The organism is Pseudomonas sp. Arb-4-2C (assembly GCF_055755015.1).
Genome location: NZ_CM146899.1, coordinates 3,101,614 through 3,117,340, shown reverse-complemented (window position 1 = coordinate 3,117,340; position 15,727 = coordinate 3,101,614). Strand labels below are relative to the sequence as shown.

The window sequence follows — 15,727 nt, the reverse complement described above, 5'->3', positions numbered from 1 at the left end:
GGCATCCATGACCTTCCACTCCACATTGAAATGCATTCCCCTGTGGGAGCGGGCTTGCTCGCGAAGGCCGCGCCACGGTTTAAAGTCAGATGATCACCCCTTGAGCTTCGACCAGATTCGGTCTTGCAGCTCGCGGGCCTTGTTGCTGCATTCCTTTTCCGGGCGTAGAGGCGTATTCCTCAGGCACGTTGACGGCATCCATGACCTTCCACTCCACATTGAAATGCGTTCCCCTGTGGGAGCGGGCTTGCTCGCGAAGGCCGCGCCACGGTTTAAAGTCAGATCAACCCTTGAGCTTCGACCAGATCCGGTCTTGCAGCTCGCGGGCCTTGTTGCTGCATTCCTTTTCCGGGCGTAGAGGCGTATTTCTCGGGCACGTTGACGGCATCCATGACCTTCCACTCCACATTGAAATGCGTTCCCCTGTGGGAGCGGGCTTGCTCGCGAAGGCCGCGCCACGGTTTAAAGTCAGATGATCACCCCTTGAGCTTCGACCAGATCCGGTCCTGCAGCTCGCGGGCCTTGTTGCTGCATTCCTTTTCCGGGCGCAGGCGCGAGGCGTATTCCTCGGGCATGTTGATGGCGTCCATGACCTTCCATTTCGGGTCGAGCAACGCATCGCTCTGGATGCCGTTGGCGTAGGCAATGGCGTTGGACACGGCGGCGGCGTTTTCCGGTTTCATCATCCAGTCGATGAAGATCTTCGCGTTGCCCGGATGCGGCGCGCTTTTCGGCACGGCGAAGTTGTCCTGGAACATCGCCACGCCCTCACGCGGATACACGTACTTGATCGTGCTCTTCTGCAAGGTGGCCCGCGCGGTAGAGCCGTTCCAGTTCTGCATCATGATCACTTCGCCCGAGGCCATGCGGTCGACGGTGTTGTCCGAGCTGTACATTTTCAGGAACGGTTTCTGCTTCTGCAGCAGTTCGAGGATGCGCTTGGCGTCCTGCGGGTTTTCCGTGCATTCGTCGACGTTCAGGTAATGGCTGGCGGCATTGATCACGCTGCTTGAGGTATCGAGTGCGGCGAGTTGGCCTTGCAGCTCCTTGCGCGGTTCGAAGAACTCTTTCCACGAGTCATCCAGCTTGCCGCCGGGCACTCGCGCACTGTCATAGGAAAACCCGGTGGTGCCCCACAGATACGGTGCCGAGAACTTGCGCCCCGGGTCGAAGCCCGGATCGCGGAACGGGCCTTTGACGTACTGAAAATTGCTCAGGGTCGGTGTGTCGATTTCCAGCAGCAGGTCCTGTTTGATCAGGGTCTGCATGATCGACTGTGACGGCACGATCACGTCATAAGCGGCGCCGCCGGCCTGCAACTTGGCGAGCAGGGTTTCGTTGCTGTCGTAGCCGTCCATGGTGACCTTGATCCCGGTCTCCTTTTCGAACTTGGCCAGCAAATCCACCGGGTAGTAGTCGGTCCAGTTGTAGAAAAACAGCTCCTTCGGCTCGGCGGCGTGGGCGCCGAACGCGGTGAAACAACTCAGGGCCAGACCGGATATTGCCAGACGCATGTTTTTGACTTTCATGAGAACGCTCCAGATTTATGGTTGTTTACCGCGTTGGCCCAGCCAGAAGGCCAGCACCACCAGAACGATGGAAATCACCAGCATCAGGGTCGAGATTGCGTTGATCTCCGGGGTCACCCCGGCCTTGATCGCCGAGAAGATGTACACCGGCAACGTGGTCGAACCAGGTCCTGCGACGAAGAACGTCATGATGAAATCGTCGAGGCTGACCACGAACGCCAGCACTGAGCCGGACAGCACCGCCGGCCACAGCAACGGCAGCGTCACGCGGCGGAACACCTGCCACGGATTGGCGTACAGATCGTTGGCCGCTTCCAGCAGGCTCTTGTCCAGGTCGTTGAGGCGGGCACGGATCGGCAGGTAGGCGAAGGGAATGCAGAAACCGATGTGCGCGACGATCACCGTGAGCAAACCGAGCTTGATGCCCAGCGCCATGAACAGAAGCAATGTCGCCACGGCGGTGACGATCTCCGGCAGGATCAGCGGCAGATTGATCCCGCCCTCGACCATTTTCTGTCCGTAGAACGGTCGGTACGTGGCCAGCGCCGCGAGCAGCGCAATCGCTGTGGCGCAGACCGTGGCGATGGTCGCGACAATGATCGAGTTCAGCGCTGCGGTCTGGATCGACGGGTTGGCCAGAATCCGTCCGTACCAGGCGAAGGAGAACTCCGTCCACACCGTCGCCGAGCGGTTGGCGTTGAAGCTGTAGACGATCAGCACGAGGATCGGCAGGTACAGATAGGCGAGGATCAGCAGGCTGATTTCCCGGGTCGCCGGAAGTTTTTTCAGGTGCAGAGAGATCATGCTTTCGCTCCCCGGTTAAGGGTTTTCGCCGCGCTGCGGCTGTAGAGGGCGTAGAGCACCAGCGACACCAGCAGGATCCCCAGCAACAGGAACGACAGCGAACTGCCCAGCGGCCAGTTGCGTGCGGTGCCGAACTGCTGCTGGATCAGATTGCCGATCATCAGCGTCTTGCCGCCACCGAGAATCGCCGGGGTGATGAACGCGCCGAGGCTCGGCACAAACACTAGTAGCGCGCCGGCAATCACCCCGGGCATCGACAGCGGCAGGATGATCCGGCGCAGCGCGTGCCAGCGATTCGCACCGAGGTCGTAAGCGGCCTCCACCAGACGCCAGTCGAGTTTTTCCAGGGTCGAATAGATCGGCAAAATCATGAACGGCAGAAAGCTGTAGACCAGCCCGACGCTGACGGCAAAGTCGTTGTAGAGCAGGGTGATGCCGCCCGCACTGGGGAGTAGCGCGTTAAGGCTTTGGGCGACCCAGCCCTGTTCGCGGAGGATGATCAGCCACGCGTAATTGCGGATCAGCAGGTTGGTCCAGAACGGTATGGTGATGAGCAGTACCATCAGGTTGCGTCGGCGCGGGGTCAGGCTCGACATCCACAGCGCCACTGGAAAGCCGAACAGGAAACACAACACCGTGGTGCCGCCGGCCTGCAACACCGAGCGCAATAGCGCCTGAGCGTAGACCCAGTTCAGTTCCAGTTCGCCGTCGAAACCTTCCTGGAAAAACAGCTGCACGTAACTGTGCAGTTGCCATTGCGCCTGCCAGTCGACGCCGCCGTAGGTGTTGCGCGGCAGCAGGCTGATGTAGCCCATGATGCCCAGCGGGATGGCGATCAGAGCGAGCAGGGTCAACACCACCGGGCTGAGCAACAGCGCCCGGTTCAGAGCGGGGGAAGTGCTGCTGACGCTCATCTCAGGCCTCCATCAACAGACAGGCGTGGGGTGGCAGGTGCACGGCAACGCGTTCGCCCACGGCACGGCCACGGTTCAGGCCTTCGTTGTTTTCGCGCAGCATGACTTTGATGTCGTTGTTCAACCGGCACTGATAGAGCGTGGCGGTGCCAACGTAGAGCACCGCTTCGATCACCCCGCGCAGATGATGCGGCTCGCTGGCCTCGACCAGTTGCGAACGCTCAGGACGGAACGCCAGTTGCACGCTGCCGCCGTCGAAACCTTGTGGCTGGCAGGCAATCTCCACCGGCATGCCGTTGGGCACGAAGAGCTTTTCGTTGTGCGCGCCGTGCTTGAGCTGGCCGGGGAGGAAGTTGATGTCGCCAATGAACTGCGCGACGAAACGGTGCTTCGGGTGTTCGTAGATGTCGGTCGGGGTGCCGATCTGCAGGATCTTGCCGGCGGACATCACCGCGATGCGATCGGACAGGGTCAGGGCTTCTTCCTGATCGTGGGTGACGAAAATGAAGGTGATCCCGGCCTCTTTCTGCACGCGCTTGAGTTCGACCTGCATTTCCTTGCGCAGCTTCAAGTCCAGCGCCGACAGCGGTTCATCCAGCAGCAAGACTTTCGGTTTCGGCGCCAGTGCCCGGGCCAGAGCCACGCGCTGCTGCTGACCGCCGGACAGTTCGGCCGGTTTGCGTCCTGCCAGATGCTCCATTTGCACCAACGCGAGCATCTCGTTGAGCCGATCTGGAATCAACTTGCGCTCCAGACCCTGCATCTCGAGGCCGAAGGCGATATTCTGCGCCACACTCATGTGCGGAAACAGCGCATAACTCTGGAACACCGTGTTGACCCGGCGCTTGAATGGCGGCAAGTCATTGACCGGCTCCCCGGCCAGGCGAATCTCGCCTTCGCTGACGTGCTCGAAACCGGCAATGGTGCGCAGAAGGGTGGTTTTGCCGCAGCCGGAAGGGCCGAGCAGGGTGAAGAATTCGTTGTCGGCAATATTGACCGAAACATTGTCGAGGGCCGGCGCGAGGCCAGGGTCATCAGAGTACCGTTTGGAGACGTTACGCACTTCAATTGCTATTGGTTGACCCATAATGGTGCAATCCTCTAATTATTGTATGCAATATCTGAATGCAATTTAGAAATACCCGGATTAATCTGCGTGTGCAACCCCCTTTTTTCCATGGCTAGCCATCGCCAGGGGCCGGTTGCCGACGCCAAAGGAGTGTTCCAATGACCGAGAAGAAACTGGAAACCACGGTCGACCGCGTCTACCAAGGGGTTTACGAGGCGATCAGCAAGCGTTCGCTGCGTCCGGGGATGAAGCTGGGCGAGGCCTCGCTGGCCGAACTGTTCAATGTCAGCCGCACGTCGGTGCGCGCTGCGCTCAAGCAATTGGAGGCCGACGGACTGGTCACCACCGAGCCCAATAAAGGTGCGTCGGTGTCGCTGCCGAGCAACGAAGAGATTCGTTCACTGTTCGAAACACGGCGGCTGATCGAGATCGGCATCGTCACGGAACTGTGTCGGCGCAAGGACACCGCCGCGATGCAGGACCTGCGTGAGCATCTGCTGCTGGAAGATGAGGCCCACGCGGCGGGCGACCACGAGCGGCTGATCCACCTGCTCGGCGAGTTCCACATCAAACTGGCGCGCAGCCTGAACAATCCGGTACTGCTCGACTGGTTCCAGAAGCTGATTTCCCGCGCCTCGCTGTACGCCGCCGCGCTGGATGACGACAGCCACGAAGCCTGCCGCGACGACGAGCATCTGCGGCTGATCGAGTACATCGAAGCGGGTAACCAGAGCGCTGCCATCGAGTTGACCTGCATGCATTTGAACGGCATCGAAAAGGCGATTCTGGACGTCGCGGCGAAGATGAAAACTGGCTACCATCCGCTCAAACACCTGATCGGCGTTTAAACCCGAACCAGATGTGAAATCGGCTATACCTCTTATGAAACCAATGCGGCCGGCGGCGCTCGAAACAGACGGGCGTCGCGGCGTTTTGGCGTCGCGATGTATCGGGCAAACACCACAGGACACCGAGTCAATCGATGCAGTTTTTATCCGATAGCCACGGTTGTGACGGCTGGAAAGGCGAGATGGCCGGGCGCATTTGCGCGTTCGACTGGCGCCAGACCGAGCTCGGCCCACTCGACACCTGGCCTGCCAGCCTGTGTAGCGCCGTGCAATTGATGCTGGCTTCACCGTTGCCGATGGTCATGCTCTGGGGGCGCGCCGGGCACATGATCTACAACGACGCCTATTCGCAGTTTGCCGGTGGCCGCCACCCGTATCTGCTGGGGGTGCCGGTGGAGCTGGGCTGGCCGGAAGTCGCCGAATTCAACCGGCACGTGGTCGACACCTGCCTGGCAGGCGGCACCTTGTCCTACCGCAACAAGGAACTGGTGCTGCTGCGCGACGGCGTGCCTGAAGACGTCTGGATGGATTTGTATTACAGCCCGGTGGCCGACGATGAAGGCGTGCCTGCCGGGGTGATGGCAATGGTGGTCGAGACCACCGAGTTCATGCGCTCCGAGCGCCTGCGTCAGGCAGCCGAGAACGCCTACCGCGCCGATAACGAGCGCGTGCGTCTGGCGCTGAATGCCGGGGCCTTGCTCGGTTCGTTTGTCTGGGACGTGAAGAACAATGTGCTGTCGGCGGACGAGCGTTTTGCCCGGACGTTTTCGTATCCGCCGGATCAGGACCTGAGCAATCTGGCGCAAGAAATCGCCGAGTCGCGCATCCACCCTGATGACTTCGCCTGGGTGCAGGAACGGGTTGCCCGTTGCGTGCAGACCGGCGAACCATACAACGCCGAATATCGCGTGTTGCGCGCGGACGGCAGTTATCTGTGGGTTCTCGCCAGTGGCGCGTGCGAGTTCGATGAACACGGTGCGCCGTTTCGTTTCCCCGGGGTGTTGATCGACATCCATGAACGCAAGAACGCCGAAGAATCCTTGCTCAAATTCACCCGCAATCTTGAACAACGGGTGGCCGATGAAGTGGGGGCGCGGCTGGCCGCTGAAGAGCAATTGCGCCAGTCGCAGAAGCTCGAAGCCATCGGCGGACTCACTGGCGGCGTAGCCCACGACTTCAACAACCTGCTGCAGGTGATCGCCGGCAATCTGCATTTGCTGGCGCGGCATGAACCGGGCAATGCCAACGTGCAACGCCGGGTCAGCGCCTCGCTGGCAGCGGTTGAACGTGGCGCCAAGCTGTCGTCGCAATTGCTCGCCTTCGCCCGCCGTCAGCCGTTGTCACCGGCGGTGTGCGATCCGCGGCAGATCTTCGATGGCGTCGGTGAGCTGCTGCAGCGCGCGCTGGGCGAAACCATTCAGATCGACGTGCAACTGCCGCCAGAGCCGTGGCACATCAATGTCGACCGCAACCAACTGGAAAACGCCATTCTCAACCTGGCGATCAACGCCCGGGATGCGATGAAGGGTGAGGGCACCATTGTCCTGAGCGCCCTCAATACTCAACTGGACAGCAGCTTTTGTGCGGGCAAAGGCATCGTCGCCGGCGATTTCGTGCGAGTGATGGTCAGCGATACCGGCACCGGCATTGCGCCGCAAATGCTTGAGCAGGTGTTCGAACCATTTTTTACCACCAAGGCTGACGGCCGAGGCACCGGGCTCGGTTTGAGCATGGTGTTCGGCTTCGTCAAGCAAAGCGGCGGGCATGTCGAGATCGACAGCATCGTGGGCGAAGGCACGCGTGTGCAGTTGTACTTTCCGCGCAGCCTGCGCCCGGTTCTCGCGCAGCCACCGAGTGTCGGCAAGCAGCTGGGTGGCGGCCACGAAACCATTCTGGTGGTCGAGGACAACGAGGCGGTGCGAGCCTCGGCGGTGGAGTTGCTGCGCGAAGAGGGCTACCGCGTGCTGACCGCCGGCAATGGCGACGCGGCGATGCAGATACTGCTGGAAGGCACGAAAGTGGATCTGATTTTTACCGATGTGGTCATGCCGGGGTTGATCAAAAGTTCGGATCTGGCGGCATGGGCCAAGGTCCAGACCCCAGCGGTGGCCGTGCTGTTCACCTCCGGCCACACCCGCGACATCATCTCGCGCAACCACCAGTTGAGCCCGGACACGCACTTGTTGGGCAAACCGTACAGTCCGCAGGCATTGTTGCAGATGATTCGGTCGGTGCTGTGCGCCTGATCACTTTCGCCACTGAGGTCTTCAGGATGACCGAGGTGGTGTCTCCAATTTCTGACAAGGCCCGCCAATGACTGCCAAACGCACCTCCAGAGCACCCGCCGGCATGGTTCGGGTGCGTGGCGCCCGCGAACACAATCTGAAGAACGTCGACGTCGACATTCCTCGCGATGCGCTGGTGGTGTTCACCGGGGTGTCCGGTTCGGGCAAGTCGTCGCTGGCGTTCTCGACCTTGTACGCCGAGGCTCAACGACGTTACTTCGAATCCGTGGCGCCGTATGCGCGGCGGCTGATCGATCAGGTTGGCGTGCCGGATGTCGACTCCATCGAAGGTCTGCCACCCGCCGTGGCCCTGCAACAGCAGCGTGGCACGCCGAGCACGCGTTCTTCGGTGGGCAGCGTGACCACATTGTCGAGCCTGATCCGCATGCTTTATTCGCGCGCCGGCAGTTATCCGCCGGGGCAGGCGATGCTGTACGCCGAGGACTTCTCGCCGAACTCGCCGCAAGGTGCCTGCCCTGAGTGCCACGGCCTGGGACGGGTCTATGAGGTGACCGAGGCGCTGATGGTGCCCGATCCGAATCTGACCATTCGCCAGCGCGCCGTGGCGTCCTGGCCACTGGCGTGGCAGGGGCAGAACCTGCGCGATATTCTGGTAACCATGGGCATCGACGTCGATATTCCCTGGAAGAAGCTGCCGAAAAAACAGCGCGACTGGATCCTGTTCACCGAAGAAACCCCGACCGTGCCGGTGTATGCCGGGCTGACACCGGAAGAAACCCGGGTCGCCCTCAAGCGCAAACTGGAACCGAGTTACCAAGGCACTTTCACGGGGGTTCGACGCTACATCCTGCACACGTTCACCCATTCGCAAAGCGCCTTGATGAAGAAGCGTGTTTCGCAGTTCATGCTCGGCAGCCCGTGCCCGTTGTGTGACGGCAAGCGCCTCAAGCGCGAGGCGTTATCGGTGACGTTCGCCGGTTACGACATCGGAGAGCTGTCGCAGATGCCGTTGCTGCAAGTGGCCGAAGTATTGAAGCCCGTGGCCGCGGCCACGTATCTGGAACACGCCGAAGAAACTGGCGAAACCCTGAGCCATGCGCAAACCCGCGAGGCCCGTCAGCAACGGGTGGCCCACGGTGCCAGCGGCCACGCCAGCGCGCCGGATGTGCGCCATACGCCGAACCTGTCGCTGGAAAAACGTCTGGCAGCGCAGCGCATTGCCGAGGATCTGCTGGAACGGGTCAGCACCCTGACCGACCTGGGCCTCGGTTATCTGGCACTGGAGCGCAGCACCCCGACGCTGTCTTCCGGCGAGTTGCAGCGATTGCGTCTGGCGACGCAACTGGGCTCGCAACTGTTCGGCGTGATCTACGTGCTCGACGAACCGTCCGCCGGCCTGCATCCGGCGGATGGCGAGGCGCTGTTCGAGGCTTTGCAGCGGTTGAAGGCTGACGGCAATACGCTGTTTGTGGTCGAGCATGATCTGGAGACCATGCGCCGTGCCGACTGGCTGATCGATGTCGGGCCGGCGGCGGGCGAGAAGGGCGGTCGGGTGTTGTACAGCGGTCCGCCGGCGGGGCTGGCCGAGATCGATGAATCGCAGACCCGCGCTTATCTGTTTGCCGAAACCCAAGGCACTTCGCGCACCGCGCGCAAGGCGCACGGCTGGCTGAAACTCGAGGGCATCACTCGCAACAACCTGAACCACCTCAGCGCCGAATTTCCCTTGGGCTGCTTCACCTCGGTGACCGGTGTTTCCGGCTCCGGCAAGTCGAGCCTGGTCAGTCAGGCGCTGCTGGAGCTGGTGGGCGCGCAGTTGGGGCGTCCAGTGGTTGAACCGGAGCCAGAAGAACTCAGCCTTGAAGATGACGCGCCGCAGGTCAGCAGCGGCCAGGTGACGGCGGGGCTGGAGTCGATCAAGCGGCTGGTGCAGGTCGATCAGAAACCGATTGGCCGCACGCCGCGTTCGAACCTGGCGACCTATACCGGGCTGTTCGACAACGTGCGCAAACTGTTCGCCGCCACCCCTCAGGCGCGGGCGGCTGGGTACGACGCCGGGCAGTTTTCCTTCAACGTCGCCAAGGGCCGTTGTCCGACCTGCGAAGGCGAGGGATTTGTCAGTGTTGAATTGCTGTTCATGCCCAGCGTGTACGCGCCGTGCCCGACTTGCCATGGCGCGCGATACAACCCGCAGACTTTGGCGATTTTGTGGCAAGGCTTGAGCATTGCGCAGGTGTTGCAACTGACGGTGGATGAGGCGGTTGAGGTGTTCGCCGAACAGCCGGGGATTCGCCGTTCGCTGGAGGTGCTGCGTGACATCGGCCTGGGTTATTTAAGGCTCGGGCAACCCGCCACCGAGCTGTCCGGTGGCGAGGCGCAGCGAATCAAACTGGCCACCGAGCTGCAACGCAATCAACGCGGCGAGACCCTGTACGTGCTGGACGAACCGACCACCGGGTTGCACCCGCGAGACGTTGACCGGCTGTTGGAGCAACTGGATAATCTGGTCACGGCGGGCCACACGGTGATCGTGGTCGAGCATGAAATGCGCGTGGTGGCGCAGAGCGACTGGGTGATCGACATTGGCCCGGGGGCCGGGGATCAGGGCGGCAGGATTGTCGCGGCCGGCACGCCGCAGAAAGTCGCGGCGAGCAAGAAGAGCCGGACTGCGCCGTTTCTGGCGCGGGCCTTGAGCCAATAACCGCGTTACCGCGCCGGCCCCTTCGCGAGCAGGCTCGCTCCTACAGGGGGTGTGCGTCTACCTGTGGGAGCCAGCCTGCTCGCGATGACGGTTGTCAGGTGCCATCAAGCGTGCGCCGGACCTTGTCCAGCAGTTCGCTGATCTGGAATGGCTTGACCAGCATTTCCATGCCGCTGCCCAGAAACACCTGGCGATTGATCGCGGTCTCGGCGTAACCGGTCATGAACAGAATCGGCAAACCATCACGCCAGCCCCGCGCCACGTCTGCCAGCTCGCGCCCACTCATGCGTGGCAGGCCGACATCGGTCAGCAGCAGGTTGATCGTCGGATCATTCTGCAAACGTTCCAGCGCAGTTTCGATATCCGCCGCCTGGGTGCAACGATAACCCGCGTCCTCCAGCACCTCGGTGACAAACATGCGCACCGACGGCATGTCCTCGACAATCAGCACGTGCTCACCGGCGCCTTGCGGGTCAACAACCGGCGGTGCGACATCAACCCCCGTCGGATCGCTGCTGGCCGGCAGCATGATGGTCACTTCCGTACCGCGCCGTGCGACGCTGCGGATATGTGCATCGCCACCGGACTGACGAGCGAAGCCGTAGATCGTCGACAACCCCAGCCCGGTCCCTTGGCCCAAGGGTTTGGTGGTGAAGAACGGATCGAACACCTTGTCGATCACGTTGTGCTCGATGCCGGTGCCGTCGTCGCGTACCGACAGTGCGACATACGCACCGTCAGCCAGGTTCGGATCGCCATGGGAGTACGCCGCGTAGGTGTTGACCCAGATATTGCCGCCCTTGGGCAATGCGTCCCGGGCATTGATCACCAGGTTCAGTACCGCGCTTTCCAGTTGCACCGGGTTGACCAACGCAATCGCCGGCTTGTTGGTCAGTTCGAGTTTGAGGGTAATGCGCTCACCGATGGTGCGTACCAGTAATTCTTCCAGCGAGCGCACATGCTCGTTGATGTCCACCGGCCGCGTATCCAGCGGCTGCTGACGGGCGAAGGCCAGCAGGCGATGGGTGAGGGCGGCCGCACTCATGGCTGAATTCAACGCCGCTTCGGCGTAGAACTGCACCTTGTCCGGCCGCGCATCGGCCATGCGTTTCTGAATCAGTTCGAGACTGGTGATGATGCCGGTCAGCAGGTTGTTGAAGTCGTGGGCAATGCCGCCGGTGAGCTTGCCCAGCGCGTCCATCTTCTGCACTTGCAGCAGCTGCGATTCGGCGCGCACGCGTTCGGCGACTTCCTTGGCCAGTTGCGTGGTGGTGTCGTCCAGCCGGGCCAGGTGCGAGCGCTCGCGGTGGCGGTGTTCGGTGACGTCTTCGACGAACACCAGGCTTGACTGCGGCGTGCGATACGGTGAAATCTGCCACTCGGTTTCGCGGATCTCACCCTGCACGCGCATGTTCAGCGTGCCTTTCCAGCGCTCGCCATCGACCAGACGCAAGCGCAGCTCGTTGAGGATCGCGCCCTGGTTGTCGTCAAAGCATTCGCTGAGGGTTTCCGGGGTCCGGTTGTCCTGGATCAGCTGCGCGAAGGCGTGGTTGCACTCATGCACTTTGAGGTTGGCATCCAGCACTGCGATCGGCGCCGAGACGTTGACGAAAATCTCGCGGAAACGTGCCTCGCTCTCACGCAGCGCATTTTCCGTGTCGCGCACGCGCAGCAGGGTGCGCAGCGTCGCCAGCAGTACGTCCGCGTCCACCGGGTGTATCAGGTAGGCGTCGGCACCGGCGTCGAGACCCGTGATGATGTCCCCGGTCTGGATCGAGGCGGCAGACACGTGAATCACCGGCAACAACGCGGTGCGTACGTCGGCGCGCAGAATGCGCACGATGTCGAAACCGCTCATGTCCGGCAGATTGACGTCGAGAATCAGCGCATCAAGCAGTTCGCTCTCGATCAGCGCCAGGCCCTCGCTGCCGGTGCCGGCCTCCAGCACTTCGTAGCCATGGCGCTCCAAGCGCCGGCGCAAGGCGTAGCGGGTGGCAACGTTGTCGTCGACGATCAACAGACGGATGTCACGTTTCATCGACGTTCTCCAGGGCGAGCGCCAGTGGAATGATCACGAAAAAGGTCGAGCCGACCCCGGGTGTACTGTCCATCCCGACTTCGCCACCGAGCAGCGCAGCAAAGCGCTTGCACAGCGACAGGCCGAGACCGGTGCCGCGCAGGCGTTTCTGCAACGGCGAGTCAACTTGGGAGAAGTCTTCGAACAATGCGCCATGTAGCTCTGGCGCGATACCGATTCCGGTGTCGCTGACGGCGAAGCGCACGCGATCCAGCCCCTCCAGACGCGCCGAGATTCGCACTTCGCCTCGGGTTGTGAACTTCAGCGAGTTGGAAATGAAGTTGCGCAGGATCTGCGCGAGTTTCTTGTCGTCGGTGTACAGGCGCGGCAGGCCGACCGGCTCTTCGAAGATCAGGTCCACCGCCGACGCATCGACGATTGGCCGGAACATGCCGCGCAGCGCGGAAAACAGGTCGAACATGTCGAACCACGCTGGGGAGATGGTGATCCGCCCGGCTTCGATTTTCGCCAGATCGAGCAAATCATCGACCATGTCGCTGAGTTCGCGGGCGGCGTTGCTGACGAACGCCACCTGTTTGTGTTGCTCGGGACTCAGCGGGCCGTCGAGCTCATCGGCCAGCAGGCTGTTGATGCTCAGGATCGAACCCAGCGGGGTGCGGAATTCGTGGCTCATGTACGACAGAAAGCGGCTTTTCAGGTCCGACGCCTGCCTCAGCTCTTCCGCCTGGGTGTCGAGTTCGGCGTAGAGCGCAAGCACACCCTGGTTGGTCTCGTCGAGCTCCTCGCGCAGGGCTGCAGTCTCGCTCTGCAACTGGGCGATCAGTGCGGCCTGCTCGGCGGGATTGATTGTTGGCGACTCAGCCATGGACGGCCTCCAGGGCAACGACCAGCACCGTTACATCGTCGCGCCCGCGACAGAAGTCGCGGTGCAGGACGCTGGCTATCACGGCGGGATGGCGGTGCACCAGACCGGGGTAGTCTTGAAGATTCCAACGGGACTGCAAGCCGTCGCTGTACATGATCAATAGATGTCCGTTCACGTGAGCATAGTCAAAGGGCTGGGCTTTTCGGTATTGGCCGCCGACGATGCCCGGGTGCGAGGCCAGGCCCCGCGATTTGTCGGGGGCGATCAGGCTGGCGCCGATGTTGCCGACGCCGGTAAAGGTCAGGCCGTCGCGAGCAGCATGGAACTGCGCAAAGGCTGCCGCGCCGCCGCGGGTGCCGATCATGTCGCGGTGCATATCCTCCATCAGCAGCACCGGACTGGCGAACGGGGTCCGGGCGAAGGCCCGTTCGCCCGCCCTGGCCGCGCGTTCGGCATCCTCGCCGTGGCCGAGACCATCGATCAGCAGTGCACTGACGTTGGCGCCGTTGTACGCCAGATGCCAGGTGTCACCGCAGGCCGGATCGTTGTGCAACGAGTGCTGGCTGACGCCGTAACGCAAGTCGGGCTGCCGGTCGCCACGTGGGTACAAACGCGCCAGCAGCACCGCGCCACGGGCATCGGCGTGCACGTCGAACACTTCGGTCTGGCGTGCCACGGCGCCAAGACCGATGCCTTGGGTACCGCCGGTGGAAAAACCATCGGTGAGGCAGGCGTCCAGGTCGAAACCCTGAGCACGATCGACCGCGAGCATCTCGATGCCAGACCCGTTGGCCCGTGGCAACAGCCGCAGGTGAAATTCGCCGCGACTGGCGTGCTTGAGTACGTTGCTCGCCAGCTCGGTGGCGACCAGTGCCACGCGTCCGGCATCGGTCTCATCGAAACCCTGTTGCTCGGCAAGCCGTTGCGCAGTACGCCGTGCGTGGCCGATCTGGCTGCTGTCTTCAATCAGCAAGACCTGGGTCAGCGACCCGCTGATATTCATGTCCATCGGGTAATCGTTATACGAGTGCCCTTGCCGGGCTCGGTGTCCAGTTCAAACTCATCGACCAGTCGCTTGGCGCCGGTCAGCCCCAGCCCCAGGCCGCTGCCGGAGGTCCAGCCGTCGGTCATCGCCAGTTTGAGGTCGGCGATGCCCGGGCCTTCGTCGCGGAAGGTCAGGCGCAGGCCGGTCTTGCTGTTCTCGTCGAGGATCTGCCAGTCCATGTCGCCGCCACCGCCATAGACCATGGTGTTGCGCGCCAGCTCGCTGACGGCGGTCACCAGTTTGGTCAGGTCGATCAGGCGCATGCCGCATTCGGTGGCCAGTTTGCGCGCCGTCTGCCGGGCGAGCACCACGTCCTGCTCGATGTTGATCGGTTGAGTACCGCTACTGCGCACGGTCATTGTTGGCGTACTCGTTCCTGCAGCAGTTTCATCCCGCGCTCGACGTTCAGCGCGGTACTGACGCCCGGCAACGTCAGGCCAAGCTCGACCAGGGTGATCGCCACCGCCGGCTGCATGCCCACCAGCATGGTTTCGGCGTCCATGATTTTCGACAGGCCGGAGATGGTGCCGATCATCCGGCCAATGAACGAATCGACCATGTCCAGCGCCGAGATGTCGATCAACACCCCGCGCGCCGATGTCTTGCTGATGCGCTCGGACAAATCGTCCTGCAGGGTCAGGGCCAATTGGTCATGCATGTCGACCTGGATGGTGACGAGCAGAAAATCGCCCATTTGTAGGATCGGGATACGTTCCATCGGCTCAGACCGCTTTGCCGAGGCTGATGCCCAGGCGGGTGAGGGCGAGCTTCAGTGCATCAGCCAGGTTGGCTTTGGTCACCACGCCTTGCAGGTCGAGACCCAGGTGCACGATGGTCTGGGCAATTTGCGGACGCACGCCGCTGATGATGCAGTCCGCACCCATCAGGCGAATCGCGGTGACGGTTTTCAGCAGATGCTGAGCGACCAATGTGTCGACGGTCGGCACGCCTGTGATGTCGATGATGGCGATTTCCGAACCGGTGTCGACGATGCGTTGCAGCAGCGACTCCATGACCACTTGGGTGCGTTGCGAATCGAGGGTGCCGATCATCGGCAGTGCGAGTACGCCATCCCACAGCTTGACCACTGGGGTGGAGAGTTCCAGCAGTTCTTCCTGCTGGCGCTTGATTACCGCCTCACGGGATTTCTGGAAGGTGCGAATGGTGTGCATGCCGAACGCGTCGAGCAGTTCGGAGATTTCCCAGAGCTGTTCGGCGAGTAGTGCCGGTTGTTCGCGGTAGTGATTTTGCAGCAGGGCAAACAGGGGGCCCTTGAGGGAAAAAATGAAGCTGGCGGTCTGTTGCGAATCCTGCCCGAGCAGGGCGCGGCTGTGGGACAGTTTTTCGAGGAATTGGCGAGTGGTTTCCCAGCCCGCTGCATTGATGTTGTTGCTGTTGTCGTTTTCCAGACCATTGACCACCAGTTGCAGAAATTCAGCAGTCTGCTGCTGCACGTCATGGTCTTTGAGGTTGCGGGTGGCACCGATGGCTTCCAGGCCGTTGATCCATTCGCTCAGCAGTTGTGGTTGTTTGTTCTTCATCGCATCGAGTGTGCTGTTCTGCAGTGCTGCCATGTGCCTGTTGCTCCGTAACGAATCAGGGGCCGGTTCTGCAAAAAATGACCGGCGTGAAGTCAGTGACCTTTGGCGTTCGAAATAGTTGTTCGTG

The 15,727-nt window shown here is 61.8% G+C and carries 13 protein-coding genes and 1 pseudogene; 3 read left to right on the top strand and 11 right to left on the bottom strand.

The window, feature by feature from the left end:
• Window positions 1-93 precede the first annotated feature (93 nt).
• From AC0J41_RS13830 to AC0J41_RS13810, 5 genes and pseudogenes are all read right to left on the bottom strand, one after another.
• A pseudogene (locus AC0J41_RS13830) lies at window positions 94-220 on the bottom strand (extracellular solute-binding protein); the annotation flags it as partial.
• Between the two features lie 256 nt (window positions 221-476).
• Window positions 477-1,529 (bottom strand): extracellular solute-binding protein, encoded by a 1,053-nt coding sequence (locus tag AC0J41_RS13825; protein WP_473015938.1) that lies wholly within the window; start codon window positions 1,527-1,529, stop codon window positions 477-479.
• A 15-nt stretch (window positions 1,530-1,544) separates the two neighbouring features.
• On the bottom strand, window positions 1,545-2,333 hold the full coding sequence (locus AC0J41_RS13820; RefSeq protein ID WP_025112576.1) for an ABC transporter permease: 789 nt from the start codon (window positions 2,331-2,333) through the stop codon (window positions 1,545-1,547).
• Window positions 2,330-3,247 carry an ABC transporter permease gene (locus tag AC0J41_RS13815; RefSeq protein ID WP_025112575.1) on the bottom strand — a complete coding sequence of 306 codons (918 nt, stop codon included), beginning with the start codon at window positions 3,245-3,247 and terminating at the stop codon, window positions 2,330-2,332. The genes AC0J41_RS13820 and AC0J41_RS13815 overlap by 4 nt, the downstream gene beginning before the upstream one ends.
• Before the next feature lies 1 nt (window position 3,248).
• Complete coding sequence (locus AC0J41_RS13810; protein WP_473015937.1) at window positions 3,249-4,334, bottom strand: ABC transporter ATP-binding protein; 1,086 nt, start codon at window positions 4,332-4,334, stop codon at window positions 3,249-3,251.
• Window positions 4,335-4,474: 140 nt separating this feature from the next.
• Between AC0J41_RS13810 and AC0J41_RS13805 the strand changes: the two genes are divergently transcribed.
• From AC0J41_RS13805 to AC0J41_RS13795, 3 genes are all read left to right on the top strand, one after another.
• Window positions 4,475-5,164, top strand: a complete 690-nt coding sequence (locus AC0J41_RS13805) for a GntR family transcriptional regulator (protein ID WP_007969663.1) — start codon at window positions 4,475-4,477, stop codon at window positions 5,162-5,164.
• Window positions 5,165-5,298: 134 nt separating this feature from the next.
• Window positions 5,299-7,410 (top strand): hybrid sensor histidine kinase/response regulator, encoded by a 2,112-nt coding sequence (locus tag AC0J41_RS13800; protein ID WP_473015936.1) that lies wholly within the window; start codon window positions 5,299-5,301, stop codon window positions 7,408-7,410.
• Between the two features lie 67 nt (window positions 7,411-7,477).
• Window positions 7,478-10,111, top strand: coding sequence for an excinuclease ABC subunit UvrA (locus AC0J41_RS13795; RefSeq protein WP_473015935.1), 2,634 nt, complete (start codon window positions 7,478-7,480; stop codon window positions 10,109-10,111).
• Window positions 10,112-10,205: 94 nt separating this feature from the next.
• Here the strand turns inward: AC0J41_RS13795 and AC0J41_RS13790 are convergent, their stop codons facing one another.
• The 6 genes from AC0J41_RS13790 to AC0J41_RS13765 are packed head-to-tail and all read right to left on the bottom strand — an operon-like array spanning window position 10,206 to window position 15,633.
• Window positions 10,206-12,149 carry a response regulator gene (locus AC0J41_RS13790; RefSeq protein WP_473015934.1) on the bottom strand — a complete coding sequence of 648 codons (1,944 nt, stop codon included), beginning with the start codon at window positions 12,147-12,149 and terminating at the stop codon, window positions 10,206-10,208.
• A complete protein-coding gene (locus AC0J41_RS13785; RefSeq protein ID WP_025112570.1) occupies window positions 12,139-13,014 on the bottom strand; it encodes a sensor histidine kinase in 876 nt (291 codons plus the stop codon). The genes AC0J41_RS13790 and AC0J41_RS13785 overlap by 11 nt, the downstream gene beginning before the upstream one ends.
• Window positions 13,007-14,017, bottom strand: coding sequence for an ATP-binding protein (locus AC0J41_RS13780; RefSeq protein ID WP_473016003.1), 1,011 nt, complete (start codon window positions 14,015-14,017; stop codon window positions 13,007-13,009). The genes AC0J41_RS13785 and AC0J41_RS13780 overlap by 8 nt, the downstream gene beginning before the upstream one ends.
• Window positions 14,014-14,418 carry an anti-sigma regulatory factor gene (locus AC0J41_RS13775; protein ID WP_025112568.1) on the bottom strand — a complete coding sequence of 135 codons (405 nt, stop codon included), beginning with the start codon at window positions 14,416-14,418 and terminating at the stop codon, window positions 14,014-14,016. The genes AC0J41_RS13780 and AC0J41_RS13775 overlap by 4 nt, the downstream gene beginning before the upstream one ends.
• On the bottom strand, window positions 14,415-14,777 hold the full coding sequence (locus AC0J41_RS13770) for an STAS domain-containing protein (RefSeq protein WP_025112567.1): 363 nt from the start codon (window positions 14,775-14,777) through the stop codon (window positions 14,415-14,417). Before AC0J41_RS13770 ends, AC0J41_RS13775 begins: the two co-directional genes overlap by 4 nt.
• A 4-nt stretch (window positions 14,778-14,781) precedes the next feature.
• Window positions 14,782-15,633 (bottom strand): STAS domain-containing protein, encoded by an 852-nt coding sequence (locus AC0J41_RS13765; RefSeq protein WP_473015933.1) that lies wholly within the window; start codon window positions 15,631-15,633, stop codon window positions 14,782-14,784.
• Window positions 15,634-15,727 lie beyond the last annotated feature (94 nt).